Genomic DNA, 13931 nt, shown 5'->3' with positions numbered 1-13931 from the left:
CGCCACCCGTCCTCCCGACACACAGGAGCACCAGGCTTACATGCGGGATGCCCACTCGGATGCGACATTTGCTAGACTGCTTCGAAAGCTAAGGTCGGGCAGGACAACTGCGCCGATAAGGCGTCCTGTCTCATCCATCCGATTCGCACTGCGAACCTAGAACAATTTCATGTCGACTGCCACTGCGCCTATTTCCGGTCTCGCACGTCTGCTGGTGCAACATGGCCGCCTTCTGGAAGCGGAAGCGGAAGCGCTGCACAACAACGCTGTCAACACCAAGCACAGCTTCATCGAACAGCTGATCAGCAGCCGCAAGATGTCCGCCCGGGAGGTGGCCGAATTCGGCGCGCAGACATTCGGCTACCCTTTACTCGATATCGATCAGATCGATACCAGCTACATCCCTTCGGGCGTGCTCGACCAGAAGGTGATGCAATCCAACCGGCTGGTGCCGCTGTTCAAGCGCGGCTCCAAATTGTTCGTCGGCATCTCCGACATCACGAATCTGCAGGCGCTCGAGGAGGTCCGCTTTCAGACCGGCCTGCAGGTCGAGCCCATCGTCGCCGAAGACAACAAGCTGGCCGTCCTGATCGACAAACTGGTCGAAGCCAGCGGCGCCAACCTCAAGAACATTGCCGTCGACGAAGCCGATCTCGATATCCAGGGCGGTGACGAGGAGCAGGCAGGCGATACCGCCAACACGGACGTCGACGACGCGCCGGTGGTCAAGTATCTGCAAAAGATTCTGCTCGATGCGATCAATGCCGGCGCATCGGATATCCATTTCGAACCTTACGAGAAATTCTATCGGATCCGTTATCGCCAGGACGGCGTACTGCGTGAAATCGCCCAGCCCCCTCTGGCAATCAAGGAAAAGCTCGCTTCCCGGATCAAGGTGATCTCGAAACTGGATATCTCGGAAAAGCGCGTACCGCAGGACGGCCGGATGAAGCTGGTGCTCTCCAAGAGCCGGGCAATCGATTTCCGGGTCTCCACGCTGCCCACGCTGCATGGCGAAAAGATCTGTATCCGGATTCTCGACCCCACCTCGGCGACCTTGGGCGTGGATGCGCTTGGCTATGAACCGGACCAGAAGGCGGCGCTGCTCGACGCGATCCACCGCCCCTACGGTATGGTGCTCGTCACCGGTCCGACGGGCTCGGGCAAGACCGTGTCGCTCTATACCTGCCTCAATATCCTCAATGAACCGGGAATCAACATTTCCACGGCCGAAGATCCGGCGGAAATCAACTTGGCGGGCATCAATCAGGTCAACGTCAACGATAAGGCCGGCCTCACCTTCTCGATCGCACTCAAGGCATTCCTGCGACAGGATCCGGACGTGATCATGGTCGGCGAAATCCGCGACCTGGAAACCGCCGACATCGCCATCAAGGCCGCGCAGACCGGCCACATGGTGTTCTCGACCCTGCACACCAACGATGCGCCGACCACGCTGACCCGGCTGGTGAACATGGGGGTGGCGCCCTTCAACGTCGCCTCGTCGGTGATCCTGATCAGCGCGCAGCGTCTTGCACGCCGGTTGTGCTCCAGTTGCAAGGCGCCGGTGGATATTCCGCCTGAGGCATTGCTGGATGCCGGGTATAGGGAGGCGGAGCTGGACGGCAGCTGGGTGCCCTACCGTGCGGTGGGATGCGACGCATGCAAGGGAACGGGTTACAAGGGCCGGGTCGGGATCTATCAGGTGATGCCGATCTCGGATGAGATGAACCGCATCATCATGAAGAACGGCACGGCCATCGACATCGCCGACCAGGCCCGCCGCGAAGGCGTGCGCGACCTGCGGCAATCGGGCCTGCTCAAGGTCAAGCAGGGGATGACTTCGCTTGAGGAAGTCATGGCAGTGACCAACGAATAAGGCGGGGGAAGGGTTATGGCAGTCGCAACGGCAAAGATGGCAGGTGCCAAGCAAAAGGAAACCACCTTCATCTGGGAAGGCAAGGACCGCTCAGGCAAGGTGATCAAAGGCGAAATGCGCGCCTCGGGCGAGGCGGTATTGCGGAATCATCTGCGTCGCCAGGGCATCAATGTCACCAAGATCAAGAAGCAAAGGCTCAGGACCGGGCGGCGCATCACCGAGCAGGACGTCACCATGTTCACCCGGCAATTGGCGACCATGCTCAAGTCCGGCGTGCCGTTGCTGACGGCGTTCGATATCGTCGCCAAGGGCCACAGCAATGCCTCGATGACCAAGCTGCTGATGGAAATCAAGTCGGACATCGAAACCGGCTCGTCCATGACCCAGGCATTCCGCAAGCACCCGCTTTATTTCGACGCGCTGTATTGCAACCTGCTGCAGGCCGGCGAACAGGCCGGTATTCTCGATACGCTTCTGGCACGGCTGGCGACCTACAAGGAGAAGATCCTGTCGGTCAAGAAGAAGATCAAGTCCGCAATGTTTTACCCCACCGCAGTGATCGTGGCGGCATTCGTGATCACCGCCGTGATCATGATCTTCGTGATTCCGGCGTTCAAGGATCTGTTCTCGAGCTTCGGCGCGGACCTGCCGGCGCCCACGCTGCTGGTGATCGCGCTCTCGGATATGTTCGTCGACTACTGGTGGTTGATCTTCGGCGGCATTTTCGGGGGCATCTGGCTGTTCATGAATGCGCTCAAACGCTCCGAGGCGCTGCAGATCGCCTGGGATCGCTTCCTGCTCAAGCTGCCCATTCTCGGGCAGATCGTCAAAAACGCCACGATTGCCCGCTGGGCCCGCACCTTGTCGACCATGTTCGCAGCCGGGGTGCCGCTGGTGGATTCGCTGGAGTCGGTCGGCGGCGCGTCGGGCAACTACATCTATCGGATCGCGACCAAGAAGATCCAGACCGAGGTTGCCACCGGCACCAGCCTGACACTGGCGATGCAGAACGCCAATGTCTTCCCGAACATGGTGCTGCAGATGACCTCGATCGGTGAGGAGTCCGGTTCGCTCGACTCGATGCTGAGCAAGGTCGCCGACTACTACGAAGAGGAAGTCGACAACGCGGTCGACGCGTTGTCCAGCCTGATGGAGCCGATCATCATGGTCGTGCTCGGCGTGCTGATCGGCGGCCTCGTCATCGCGATGTACCTGCCGATCTTCAAGATGGGCGAGGCGGTGGGTTGATGCTCTGGCAAGCGCTGCTTGACAACCCGCTGCCCTACAGCGGGTTGGTGTTCGTGCTGGGCCTGCTGGTCGGCAGCTTTCTGAATGTGGCGATCCATCGCCTGCCCCGGATGATCGAGGCAGACCTGCGGCATGAATGCCAGTTGATCGACCTGCCGGCCGATACCCCATGGCCGGACAGACCGCGCTACAACCTGTGGGTGCCCCGGTCCGCCTGCCCGCATTGCGGCCATCACATCGGCGCACTGGAGAACGTCCCGGTGCTCAGCTATCTTGCGTTGCGCGGCCGCTGCCGCGGCTGCGGACAACGGATCAGCCCGAGATATCCGCTCGTCGAAATGCTGAGTGCCGTGCTCAGCGCCGTCGTGGCGTGGCAGTTCGGGCCATCGCTGGCAGGTGTGGGCGCGCTGCTGCTGACCTGGGCGCTGATTGCCCTGGTCTTCATCGATGCCGACACCTTTTTGCTCCCCGACTCGATCACCCTGCCGCTGCTTTGGGCAGGCCTGCTGCTGAACCTGCTTGGCGGGTTCGTACCGCTGCATCAGGCCGTGATCGGTGCCATGGCCGGCTATCTTGCGCTGTGGAGCGTGTACTGGGCCTTCAAGTTGCTGACCGGCAAGGAAGGCATGGGCTATGGCGACTTCAAGCTGCTGGCTGCGCTGGGCGCCTGGTTCGGCTGGCAGGCCATTCCCATCATCGTGCTGCTTTCATCGGTGGCAGGAGCGATCCTGGGGGGCGCGATGATGCTCGCCGCACGCAAAGGGCTGTCCAAACCGATGCCGTTCGGACCCTATCTCGGTATCGCCGGGTGGCTTACGCTGGTCTGGGGTGCCTCGCTGCGCCAAGCGCTTTTCCCCACGCTTTGAACAGCATGCAGGTGGTCGGCCTCACAGGTGGCGTCGGCAGCGGCAAGAGCACCGCCGCCCGGCTGTTTGCCGGGCATGGCGCCCCGATCGTCGATACCGACGAGATTGCACACCGGCTCTCGCTGCCCCCATCGCCGGTATTGCCGGAAATCAGGGCGGCATTCGGGTCTGCCTATCTGCTGGCCGACGGCAGCCTGGATCGCGCAAGGATGCGCGAGACCATATTCAATGACCGTGACGCCAAGGCTCAGCTGGAAGCGCTGCTTCACCCGCATATCCTGCAAGAGGCCAAGCAGGCACTGGCCGTGCAGGCCGACACCACACCCTATGCCCTGCTCGTGGCGCCACTGTTGTTCGAGGCGCCGGAATTCCATGCGCTGACCAAGCGCTCGCTGCTGATCGATTGCGATGAAGCACTGCAGCTGGAGCGGGTTTCCCGCCGCCCGGGCCTGACGACGGCTGCCGCCCAGGACATCATGCGCAACCAGATGCCGCGCCGGCAACGGCTTGCGCTGGCCGATGACATCATCGAAAACAACGGTTCGCTTGAAGCGCTGGCACGCGCGGTGAAGCAATGGCATTTGTACTATCTGGATTGGTCAAAGAACATCAGATAAAGCTTACTCTGTGGGTTTTCAAAGCTGCCCACATGCTGCAGAATTGGTCATCTTTTTGTATCCAGCCCGCCGTGATCAGTTACGAATTCCCAATCAACGAGCGTATCCGCACCTTGCTGCGGCTGGAGCACCTGTACGACCGCACCGCCCTGTTTGCGGGCAGGGAACAGGCGGTGGATCATCATGCGGCGCTGCTCGGTATTTTCGAGATCATGGAAGTCGCGAGCCGTGCCGATCTTAAATCCGATCTATTGCAGGAACTTGAACGGCAGCGGCAAACCCTGGCGTCGTTGCGGAACAATCCGCATATCCTTGAAACAGCGCTGGAGGGCGTGCTCGCCGATATCGAGGTCGCCCACGGCCGCATGCTGGATATGACCGGCAAGTTCGGCCAGCACCTGCGCGAGAACGAGTGGCTGATGACGATCAAGCAACGCCTGTCGATTCCTGGCGGCGCCTGTGAATTCGACCTGCCTTCGTACCACTACTGGCAACAATTGCCGGCGGTGCGGCGGCAAGGCGATATCGATCGCTGGTTTCATCCCCTGACCCCGATCAAGCAAGGCATCGATATTGTCCTGCGCCTGTTGCGCGACTCGGCCCGGGTGAGCCATTACACGGCCCGCCAGGGCACATTCCAGCAGATGTCCGGGGGCAAGACCATCCAGATGCTGCGCGTGACCCTGCCTCTTGACCTGCCGGTCGTTCCGGAGCTTTCGGCCAACCGCTACGCCATCAATGTCCGCTTCGTGCATCCAAGCACCAGTGGGGAGCGTCCGCGGGTGGTGGACAGCGATATCGAGTTCAACCTGGGTTACTGCAATCTGTGACAGCGCGCGTCGTTCCCTGCCCCAAGTGCGGCACCCTGACCCCGTTCTCGCCGGCCAATCCCTACCGTCCATTCTGTTCCGAGCGCTGTCGCGTCGATGACCTGGCCGCGTGGGCGCAGGAGCGCTACCGCATTCCCGGCGAAGACGGCCCTCCGGCAATCGGTGGCGAATCCGGCGAATGAACGCGCGTCACTACCGCCAGGTCAGTTCCCACCCAGGCTGAGACCGGTCCTGCCGGCATGGGCCATGCGCGTCATATCTGAGTGCCCACGCTGCTTCACCGCGTCATCGTTTCTTCACCGCGCTGTCATCAGTCCTTCATCGCTGCACCGTAGCTTGTGTTCCATCTACCGGGAGGAACACCGATGCTGCAGCAGTTGCATTCCGACACCGCAAAACATGCACGCAGGTTGTCGCTGGCCTTGGCCAATACCCAGGAGCAGATCCGGGCTGCGCAAGCCCTGCGCCACAAGGTCTTCGTGGAGGAAATGGGGGCACGGCTCACCCCAGGCACACCGGGCCTGGATCAGGATCTGTTCGACCCCTATTGCGAGCATCTGATCGTCCAGGATGACGAGACGGGGGAAGTGGTGGGCACCTACCGCATCCTCACGCCGCATCAGGCACGCCGATTGGGCAGCTACTATGCCGACACCGAATTCGACCTGACCCGGCTGCAGCACCTGCGCAGCCAATTCGTCGAAGTAGGCCGTTCCTGTGTGCATCCGGACTACCGCAACGGCGCCACCATTGCGCTGCTCTGGTCGGGCCTTGCCGAATACATGCGCCGCCATGGTTATCAATACCTGATCGGCTGCGCCAGCATCTCCCTTTCCGACGGGGGCCATTGTGCCGCCAGCCTCTACCGCAAACTGATCGAGACCGCATACGCACCGATCGAATGGCGTGTCTTTCCCCGCTGCCCGCTGCCGCTTGCCGCCCTCGATCAACGCTTGCCGGTGCCCACCCCGCCGCTGATCAAAGGCTACCTGCGCGCTGGCGCACTGATCTGCGGTGAACCTGCGTGGGACCCGGACTTCAATACCGCAGACCTGTTTGTACTGCTGCCGATGCGCCGCATCGATACCCGCTACGCCAAGCATTTTGTACGCTAGACCGGCGCAATAAGTACGTGGCTAGACGACAAGGATATCGCTAGACTCCGGTTGTTCTCGTCGCACTTTCTCAGCCGGAATCGCCCGGCAGGTTGTCATGTACCGTAATTGGCTGCGCCTATGGCGCCTTGTAGTCGTGCTTTGGCATTTGGGCAGGGGCATGGTGATCGCCACCTGGCATTTTCCCAGGCTTGACCCACAGGCACGATTGCATCGCATTCAATTATGGTCCCAATTGCTGGCCAAGAAACTCGGTATCGAAATCAGGATTCAAGGGGTGATTCCGGGGCTTTATCCGGCCAACCACCTGCTGCTGGCCAATCACATTTCCTGGCTGGATATCTTCGTACTCAATAGCGCAACCGTCTCGCGCTTCGTCGCCAAGGCCGAAATCAAGCACTGGCCCATGCTGGGGCGCCTTTGCAGTGCTGCAGGCACCCTGTTCATCGAGCGTGAACGCAAACGTGATACCGCCCGGGTCGGCGGCGTCATGCTGGCAGCGCTGCGCGAGGGTCACTGCGTGGCGATCTTCCCCGAAGGCACCACCTCGGATGGTCGCTGCATCCTGCCATTCCGCTCATCGCTGCTGCAGGCGGCCATCGATTCGCACGCCACCATCCAGCCCATCTATCTGCGCTACATCGATCAGCAAGGGAATTGGAACGACGCGCCAGCCTACATCAACCAGATGACGCTGACCGAATCACTCTGGCGGCTGCTGGGCACTCGCGGCCTGGTCGCGGAAATCAATTTCCTGGCCCCGTTCGTGGTGCAGGACATGGATCGGCGTGAAGTAACGCGGTATGCCGAGGAAAGGATCAAGACGGCCCACGACGCACTCAACGCCGCCAGCGGCACGACCGGCTACTGACCGATCTCCTGATAGGAACGATCGGCTGCCACCTGCATCACCCGGGCGTCATCCAAGCATACAGCGGTCAACCTGCCCCCCCAGACGCAGCCGGTATCGATCGCCCACAAGTCATCCCGCATCAGCAGCCCCAGCGCCGACCAATGGCCACATACCACCCGGCCCCACCTGTTGCGCCCGGGGGCATCAAACCAGGGCACGAGCTCAGGCGGCGCCTGATCCAGCTCTCCCTTGAACTTGAGCTGCAGCGCGCCGGAAGCGTCGACGAAGCGCATCCGCGTGGCAGCGTTGATCGTGAAGCGGGCACGGTCGGCCGGGGTGCGGGCCTGTTCCCAATGCGCCGGCTTGTTGCCATACATGTCGGCCAGAAAGACCTGCCAATCCGGCGCGCATAAAGCGGATTCGACTTCAGCACAGGCAGCAGTGGCGTGCTCGCGGTGCCAGAACGGCCAAAGGCCGGCGTGGACGATAACCGCATCAGGCAGCACGCGCAGCAGCGGTTGTTTCCTGAGCCAGTCGCACAGCTGGTCGGCATCCGGCGCCGCCAGGACCTCGGCCAGCGTATCGCTCTCTTTGAGCGTGCCATGGCCGGCGTAGCAGGCGAGCAGATGCAGATCGTGGTTTCCCAATACCGCGAAGACACTGTCCGGGTGCCGATGTGCCCAGCGCAGCACCTCCAGGGAGCCGGGGCCCCGATTGACGAGGTCGCCCACCAGATACAACTGATCAGCTGCGCTATCGAACGCAACTGCATCGAGCAATCGCTTCAGTTCCTCCCAACACCCCTGCAAATCGCCAATTGCATAGCGAGCCATCTCAATCACTCTCTACAATGAACTACGCTTACGAATTCATGGTTGCATCTCATGCTCACGCGTCCCCCTGCCACCTACGAAGCCTGGGTCGACCATCTGGCCGCCTGCGAGCTGCCGGTCCTGCAGTATACGTTGACGAGACTGGGCGAACTGAAAAACCGTCTGGATGAAATCAGCCTCAGGGATCTGACGCGCCTCGCCCGACGCGATGCACTGATGACCTTGCGGGTGATCCGCTTCCTGCAGCAACGACGCCACCTCAGCCAGACCACAGACGTCAACACGGTCGGACGTGCTCTGTTGATGATCGGGATGCAAGGCTTCATCCAGGAGTTCGGCAAGGCAACACCAGTCGAGCAGATACTGAAAGACACACCACAGGCAGTGATCGGCATCCGTCGCATGTTGGCCCGTGCCGGCCTTGCCGCACGATTCGCCGAATCCATCGCTGCCGCCCGCCACGATGTCGACCCTGAAGAAGTGATCACCGCGGCCCTGCTGCACGATGCGGTGGAGATCCTGCTCTGGCTGCTCGCACCGACATTGGCAATGCAGATCGAACAGCTGCTGGCAGACGAGCCGGGATTGCGCAGCCGGGAAGCGCAACGCCGGGTCTTGGGACACAGCCTCTTTGAACTGCAGCTGGCGCTGGTGCAACGCTGGCAACTTCCGACGCTGCTGGCCCACCTGATGGATGAGCGCTATCAGAGCGAACCACGGGTCCGTACCGTTATGGTCTCGGCCGCCTTGTCCCGTCACCTGCTGCGTGGCTGGGACGATGCCGGGCTTCCCGACGACTTCAGCGAGGTGGCAGAGCTGATCGGGATCGAGCCGGATGCCGCGTACGCACTGGTCCGTGACGTTGCAGTCACCGCTGCACACGACTGGCATTGGTATGACACCTTGCCACTGCTTGCAAGACTGCCCGATACCCGCTGATCGAAGGGCCGGACAGTCGTCCAGCGGGCCTCTGGTCCGTCGCCGTACGGCCGTCAAAAGAAAAGGCCAGCATACGCTGGCCTTTTGCAATACTCACCGACCCATTCAGGCGGCATCGGCCTCGACGGCTTCAGCTTCCTCCGGGCGGTCCACCAGTTCGACCAACGCCATCGGCGCATTGTCGCCGGGACGGAAGCCGCACTTGAGGATACGCAGATAACCGCCATTCCGGGCGGCGTAGCGCGGCCCCAGCACATCGAACAGCTTCACCACGATCTCACGATCGCGGGTGCGGTCGAACGCCAGACGACGGTTGGCCAGCGACGGTGCCTTGCCGAGGGTGATCAGCGGTTCAGCAACGCGGCGCAGTTCCTTGGCCTTGGGCAGCGTGGTCTTGATGACTTCGTGACGCAGCAGCGCGTTCGCCAGATTGCGCAGCAGCGCCTGACGATGGCTGGAGGTACGGTTGAGTTTACGATTGGCTAAACGGTGACGCATTTGTCAGTTCCTTTACCTTGACCGGTTACGGCTTATCCAAGCCGGCCGGCGGCCAGTTTTCGAGGCGCATACCCAGGCTAAGGCCCTTCGAGGCCAGCACTTCCTTGATTTCATTCAAGGACTTGCGGCCCAGGTTCGGCGCCTTGAGAAGCTCGGTCTCGGTGCGCTGGATCAGATCGCCGATGTAGTAGATGTTTTCCGCCTTGAGGCAGTTGGCCGAGCGCACGGTGAGTTCGAGATCATCCACCGGACGCAGCAGGATCGGATCGATCTGCGGCGCAGCAGGCTTTTCTTCCTCGACCGGCGTACCTTCCAGATCAGCGAACACCGACAGCTGGTCCACCAGGATACGGGCCGCCTGGCGTACCGCATCCTCCGGCGTCAGCACCCCATTGGTCTCGATCTCGAGGATCAGCCGATCCAGATCGGTACGCTGCTCGACCCGTGCGCTTTCAACGGCATAGCTGACGCGACGGATCGGGCTGAACGAGGCATCCAGCTGGATCGTGCCGATGCTGCGGGAGTCCTCGCGGCCTGCGCGGGCGGGAGCGGGCTGGTAACCACGGCCCTTCTCGACCTTGATCTCCATGTTGAGCTTGCCACCGGCGGAAAGATGGGCAATCACATGATCCGGATTGACCACCTCGACATCGTGCGGCACCTGGATATCGCCGGCCTTGACCACGCCCTGGCCATCCTTGGTCAGCGTCAACGCGACCGCTTCGCGACCATGCAGCTTGAGCACGACACCCTTGAGATTGAGCAGGATATCGACCACATCTTCCTGAACGCCATCCAGCGCGGAATATTCGTGGACCACCCCTTCGATCTTCACTTCCGTCGGCGCAAAACCCGGCATCGAAGACAGCAGGATTCGGCGCAGGGCGTTACCGAGCGTATGGCCATAACCACGCTCGAACGGCTCCATCACCACCCGGGCTTGAGCGGACGATTGAGCCTGCACGTCGATGATGCGCGGCTTGAGCAACTCATTGGCGAGGTTTTGCATGTATCAGTATCCCTTGGCCTTACCGGGCAGCTAATTACTTGGAATAGAATTCCACGACCAACGATTCGTTGATGTCGCTGGACAGGTCGGAACGCTCCGGGGCGCTCTTGAACACGCCTTCGAGCTTCTTGCTATCCACCTGCACCCAGTTGGGGAAACCGATCCCTTCAGCCAACGATACCGCCTCGATAACACGTGCCTGCTTCTTGGCCTTTTCACGCACGGCCACCACATCACCTGCCTTCACCTGGAACGACGGGATGTTGACGACCTTGCCATTGACCGTGATGGCCTTGTGCGAGACCAGCTGGCGCGATTCGGCACGGGTGGAGCCGAAGCCCAGCCGATAGACGACGTTGTCCAGGCGCGATTCCAGGATCTTCAACAGGTTTTCGCCGGTCGAGCCCTTGCGGCGCGCGGCTTCTTCGAAATAACGACGGAACTGACGTTCCAGCACGCCATAGATGCGGCGGATCTTCTGCTTCTCGCGCAGGTGAGCACCGTAGTCCGACAGACGGGTGTTCTTAGCGCCATGCTGGCCTGGGGCTTGTTCCAGCTTGCACTTGCTGTCGAGCGAACGACGGGCGCTCTTGAGGAAAAGATCCGTGCCTTCGCGGCGTGCGAGTTTGCACTTGGGTCCAATATAACGAGCCATCTTCTACTCCGGGATTAGATGCGACGCTTTTTCGGAGGACGGCAGCCGTTGTGCGGCACCGGCGTCACATCCGAAATGCTGGTGATCTTGAAGCCGAGTGCGTTCAGAGCACGCACCGCGGATTCACGACCCGGACCAGGCCCCTTGATACGGACTTCAAGGTTCTTCACACCATATTCTTGGGCAACTTTACCAGCGTGCTCCGCAGCCACCTGGGCGGCGAAGGGTGTACTTTTCCGAGAGCCCTTAAAACCAGCACCGCCCGAGGTAGCCCAAGAAAGTGCATTCCCTTGGCGATCGGTGATGGTAATGATCGTGTTATTGAAGGAAGCGTGCACATGCACGATGCCTTCGGACACGCTCTTTTTGACTTTCTTCCGTACACGCACTGTGTTTGCTTTAGCCATGCTTAAATCCTTTGATGACGATCGCTGGAATTACTTCTTGCCAGCGATGGGCTTGCGCGGTCCCTTGCGGGTGCGGGCGTTGGTACGTGTGCGCTGGCCACGCACCGGCAGGCCCTTGCGATGACGGAAGCCCCGGTAGCAGCCAAGGTCCATCAGACGCTTGATGCTCATGGTGACTTCGCGCCGCAGGTCGCCTTCGATGACGTACTTGCCAAGTTCTTCGCGCAGCTTATCCAGCTCAGCTTCGCTGAGATCCTTGACCTTCTTGCTCGGCTCGATGCCGGTGGCACTGCAGACAGCGATCGCACGAGTGCGACCGACGCCGTAGATTGCCTGAAGGCCGATCACAGTATGCTGATGATTAGGGATGTTAACCCCAGCAATACGGGCCATACTTCTTTACCCCAGGTTCAAAAAGTTGCGGATTATAGCAACCTTGGTTGATTGGCTCAATCAGCCTTGGCGCTGCTTGTGCCGCGGGTCCGTGCAGATCACGCGCACCACGCGGTTGCGGCGGATGATCTTGCAGTTGCGGCAGATTTTCTTGACCGATGCTTGAACTCTCATCGTCTGGTCCTTTTTCTAGAATGAAACTCCGGGCGTCACTTCGTCCGGAATACGATGCGGGCCTTGGTCAGATCGTACGGTGTCAACTCCACCGTCACCTTGTCCCCGGGCAGGATGCGGATGTAGTGCATCCGCATCTTCCCCGAGATATGGCCAAGGACCACATGTCCGTTCTCAAGCTTGACCCGGAACATCGCGTTGGGCAGCGTTTCCAGCACTTCGCCCTGCATCTGAATAACGTCTTCTTTCGCCATAGCTAATTAGATTCGGTTGACTCTTATGCAGCGCCCTTGAAATTCGCCTTCTTCAGCAGGCTCTCGTACTGGTGGGACAGCACATAGGACTGCATCTGCGCCATGAAATCCATTGCCACCACCACCAGGATCAGCAGTGATGTACCCCCGAAGTAGAACGGGACATTCCACTTCAGGATCAGGAATTCCGGGATCAGACAAATCACGGTGATGTAGACGGCGCCGACCAGCGTCAGCTTGAGAATGAGCTTCTCGATGTAGCGCGCAGTGTGCTCGCCGGGCCGGTAGCCCGGGATCATCGCCCCGCTCTTCTTGAGGTTATCTGCGGTTTCCTTCGGATTGAACACCAGGGCCGTGTAGAAATAACAGAAGAAGATGATGGCCGCGGCGTAAAGCAGCACGTACACGGGCTGACCCGGGTGCAGCGTATCGCCAATGGCCTTCAGCCAACTCATGCGCTCGCTGTTGCCCGTCCACGACAGCAAGGTGGCCGGGAACAGAATGATCGACGAGGCAAAGATCGGCGGGATCACACCGGCCATGTTGACCTTCAGCGGCAGATGGGTGCTTTGGGCCTGCATCACGCGGTTGCCCACCTGACGCTTGGCATATTGCACCGGCACCTTGCGCTGCCCACGCTCGACGAACACCACCGCGGCGGTCAACAACACCACCGCCACCGCCAGCAGCAGGGCAAGGATCTCGTGCAGACTTCCCGCCTGGACCAACGACAGGGTCTTCGCAATCGCCGAAGGCACGCCTGCGGCGATACCTGCACAGATCAGGATCGAGATACCGTTGCCGATACCACGCTCGGTGATCTGCTCACCCAGCCACATCAGGAACATCGTGCCCGTCACCAGGCTCACCACCGTGGTGAACACGAACATGCCCTGCGGCATGCCCGCGATCACGAGGTTGGGCTGCTTGAACAGCATCACGGCGATCGCAAAGCTCTGCACCGTGGCCAGCAGCACCGTGGCATAGCGCGTGTACTGGGTGATCTTGCGCCGCCCGGCCTCGCCTTCCTTCTTCAATTGCTTGAGCGAAGGAAACACCTCGGTGCCGAGCTGCATGATGATCGAGGCCGAGATGTACGGCATGATCCCGATGGCAAACACCGTGAACCGCGACAGCGCACCGCCCGAGAACATGTTGAACATGTTCAGCAGGCCCGTCTGCGACGAATCGAACAGTTGCTTGAGCTCGTCAGGGTTGATGCCCGGCACGGGGATATGTGCACCAATACGGTACACGATCAATGCGCCGATCAAGAACCAGATTCGCTTCTTCAGATCCGCAAACTTGCTGCTTGCGGACGCCATACCGGGATTTGCCACGTTTGCGCCTCTGCTAAAAGC

At 60.6% G+C, this 13931-nt stretch carries 18 protein-coding genes; 9 read left to right on the top strand and 9 right to left on the bottom strand.

The features are described 5' to 3' along the window. The first annotated feature begins 169 nt into the window (after positions 1 to 169). From pilB to N8I74_RS06080, 8 genes are all read left to right on the top strand, one after another. Positions 170 to 1879, top strand: coding sequence for a type IV-A pilus assembly ATPase PilB (gene pilB, locus N8I74_RS06115; protein WP_263125970.1), 1710 nt, complete (start codon positions 170 to 172; stop codon positions 1877 to 1879). A gap of 15 nt (positions 1880 to 1894) precedes the next feature. Beyond that, entirely contained in the window at positions 1895 to 3127 is a 1233-nt protein-coding gene (locus N8I74_RS06110) for a type II secretion system F family protein (RefSeq protein WP_408611867.1), read from the top strand. Further along, entirely contained in the window at positions 3127 to 3993 is an 867-nt protein-coding gene (locus N8I74_RS06105) for a prepilin peptidase (protein ID WP_263125968.1), read from the top strand. Before N8I74_RS06110 ends, N8I74_RS06105 begins: the two co-directional genes overlap by 1 nt. 5 nt (positions 3994 to 3998) lie before the next feature. Further along, positions 3999 to 4610 (top strand): dephospho-CoA kinase, encoded by a 612-nt coding sequence (coaE, locus tag N8I74_RS06100; protein WP_263125967.1) that lies wholly within the window; start codon positions 3999 to 4001, stop codon positions 4608 to 4610. Continuing rightward, positions 4568 to 5440, top strand: coding sequence for a cell division protein ZapD (gene zapD / locus N8I74_RS06095; RefSeq protein WP_263125966.1), 873 nt, complete (start codon positions 4568 to 4570; stop codon positions 5438 to 5440). The genes coaE and zapD overlap by 43 nt, the downstream gene beginning before the upstream one ends. Beyond that, positions 5437 to 5622 carry a DNA gyrase inhibitor YacG gene (locus N8I74_RS06090; protein WP_263125964.1) on the top strand — a complete coding sequence of 62 codons (186 nt, stop codon included), beginning with the start codon at positions 5437 to 5439 and terminating at the stop codon, positions 5620 to 5622. Before zapD ends, N8I74_RS06090 begins: the two co-directional genes overlap by 4 nt. A 183-nt stretch (positions 5623 to 5805) precedes the next feature. Next, positions 5806 to 6555 carry a GNAT family N-acetyltransferase gene (locus N8I74_RS06085; protein WP_263125963.1) on the top strand — a complete coding sequence of 250 codons (750 nt, stop codon included), beginning with the start codon at positions 5806 to 5808 and terminating at the stop codon, positions 6553 to 6555. A 277-nt stretch (positions 6556 to 6832) separates the two neighbouring features. After that, on the top strand, positions 6833 to 7426 hold the full coding sequence (locus N8I74_RS06080) for a lysophospholipid acyltransferase family protein (protein WP_263125962.1): 594 nt from the start codon (positions 6833 to 6835) through the stop codon (positions 7424 to 7426). Here N8I74_RS06080 and N8I74_RS06075 read toward each other — a convergent pair. Then, a complete protein-coding gene (locus N8I74_RS06075; RefSeq protein WP_263125961.1) occupies positions 7420 to 8241 on the bottom strand; it encodes a symmetrical bis(5'-nucleosyl)-tetraphosphatase in 822 nt (273 codons plus the stop codon). The genes N8I74_RS06080 and N8I74_RS06075 overlap by 7 nt on opposite strands. Positions 8242 to 8292: 51 nt before the next feature. On the opposite strand from N8I74_RS06075, the gene N8I74_RS06070 reads away from it, so the two are divergent. Further along, positions 8293 to 9180, top strand: a complete 888-nt coding sequence (locus tag N8I74_RS06070; protein ID WP_263125960.1) for an HDOD domain-containing protein — start codon at positions 8293 to 8295, stop codon at positions 9178 to 9180. 105 nt (positions 9181 to 9285) lie between these two features. Here the strand turns inward: N8I74_RS06070 and rplQ are convergent, their stop codons facing one another. From rplQ to secY, 8 genes are read right to left on the bottom strand one after another with little or no spacing between them, the layout of a single operon-like run. Beyond that, a complete protein-coding gene (gene rplQ / locus N8I74_RS06065; RefSeq protein WP_263125959.1) occupies positions 9286 to 9678 on the bottom strand; it encodes a 50S ribosomal protein L17 in 393 nt (130 codons plus the stop codon). Positions 9679 to 9703: 25 nt separating this feature from the next. Further along, positions 9704 to 10687: a DNA-directed RNA polymerase subunit alpha gene (locus N8I74_RS06060; RefSeq protein ID WP_263125958.1), complete on the bottom strand. Its 984-nt coding sequence runs from the start codon at positions 10685 to 10687 to the stop codon at positions 9704 to 9706. A 34-nt stretch (positions 10688 to 10721) separates the two neighbouring features. After that, the gene (gene rpsD / locus N8I74_RS06055; RefSeq protein WP_263125957.1) at positions 10722 to 11342 is read right to left on the bottom strand and encodes a 30S ribosomal protein S4; all 621 of its coding nucleotides are present in this window, start codon (positions 11340 to 11342) and stop codon (positions 10722 to 10724) included. 14 nt (positions 11343 to 11356) lie between these two features. After that, positions 11357 to 11749, bottom strand: a complete 393-nt coding sequence (gene rpsK, locus N8I74_RS06050) for a 30S ribosomal protein S11 (RefSeq protein ID WP_018748522.1) — start codon at positions 11747 to 11749, stop codon at positions 11357 to 11359. A gap of 30 nt (positions 11750 to 11779) precedes the next feature. Continuing rightward, the gene (rpsM, locus tag N8I74_RS06045; protein ID WP_263125956.1) at positions 11780 to 12142 is read right to left on the bottom strand and encodes a 30S ribosomal protein S13; all 363 of its coding nucleotides are present in this window, start codon (positions 12140 to 12142) and stop codon (positions 11780 to 11782) included. A gap of 60 nt (positions 12143 to 12202) precedes the next feature. After that, positions 12203 to 12316 (bottom strand): 50S ribosomal protein L36, encoded by a 114-nt coding sequence (gene rpmJ, locus N8I74_RS06040; RefSeq protein WP_018748524.1) that lies wholly within the window; start codon positions 12314 to 12316, stop codon positions 12203 to 12205. 35 nt (positions 12317 to 12351) lie between these two features. Beyond that, positions 12352 to 12570, bottom strand: a complete 219-nt coding sequence (infA, locus tag N8I74_RS06035) for a translation initiation factor IF-1 (protein ID WP_263125955.1) — start codon at positions 12568 to 12570, stop codon at positions 12352 to 12354. 23 nt (positions 12571 to 12593) lie between these two features. Beyond that, complete coding sequence (gene secY / locus N8I74_RS06030; RefSeq protein ID WP_263125954.1) at positions 12594 to 13895, bottom strand: preprotein translocase subunit SecY; 1302 nt, start codon at positions 13893 to 13895, stop codon at positions 12594 to 12596. Positions 13896 to 13931: the final 36 nt, after the last annotated feature.

It is taken from the genome of Chitiniphilus purpureus, from assembly GCF_025642115.1.
Lineage (GTDB): Bacteria > Pseudomonadota > Gammaproteobacteria > Burkholderiales > Chitinibacteraceae > Chitiniphilus > Chitiniphilus purpureus.
The sequence above is the reverse complement of the archived record's forward strand: the minus strand, read 5'-3'. Positions and strand labels throughout refer to the sequence as shown.